A 588-nucleotide genomic window follows, 5' to 3' on the forward strand; every position below is an offset into this window, starting at 1 on the left:
GACCCGGTTAAGAAAAGACCGGGGATGTATACTGAAACCACTCGGCCCAATCACCTTGCTCAGGAAGTAATCGATAACAGTGTCGATGAAGCGCTTGCGGGTCACGCCAGTAAAATTGATGTTGTATTGTATGAAGATGGTTCTTTGTCAGTTGCCGATAACGGGCGCGGGATGCCCGTAGATATTCACTCTGAAGAAGGTGTACCAGGGGTAGAACTAATCTTAAGTAAGCTACATGCTGGCGGTAAGTTCTCCAATGAAAACTACAACTTCTCGGGCGGTCTACACGGCGTTGGTGTATCGGTTGTAAACGCTTTGACTACCAAGCTTGAAATTTTGATCAAGCGCGATGGAAAGCTACATAAGATAGCCTTTGCTGACGGTTTTAAAACTGAAGACTTACATGTGATTGATTCGGTGGGTAAGCGTAATACGGGAACGGAGTTACGCTTTTGGCCTGATGCACAATACTTTGATACGGTGAAGTTCTCAGTTAGTCGTTTACGCCACATTCTTCGTGCCAAGGCCGTATTGTGTCCTGGTCTGGCAGTTACTTTTACTAATAAACAGACCGATGAAAAAGACGAA

At 45.4% G+C, this 588-nt stretch carries 1 protein-coding gene; it reads left to right on the forward strand.

All coding sequences use genetic code 11. The features are described from left to right. The coding region (locus A3761_RS02650; protein WP_231881127.1) for an ATP-binding protein at window positions 1–588 on the forward strand (588 nt) is incomplete at both ends.

Source organism: Oleiphilus sp. HI0123 (assembly GCF_001635315.1).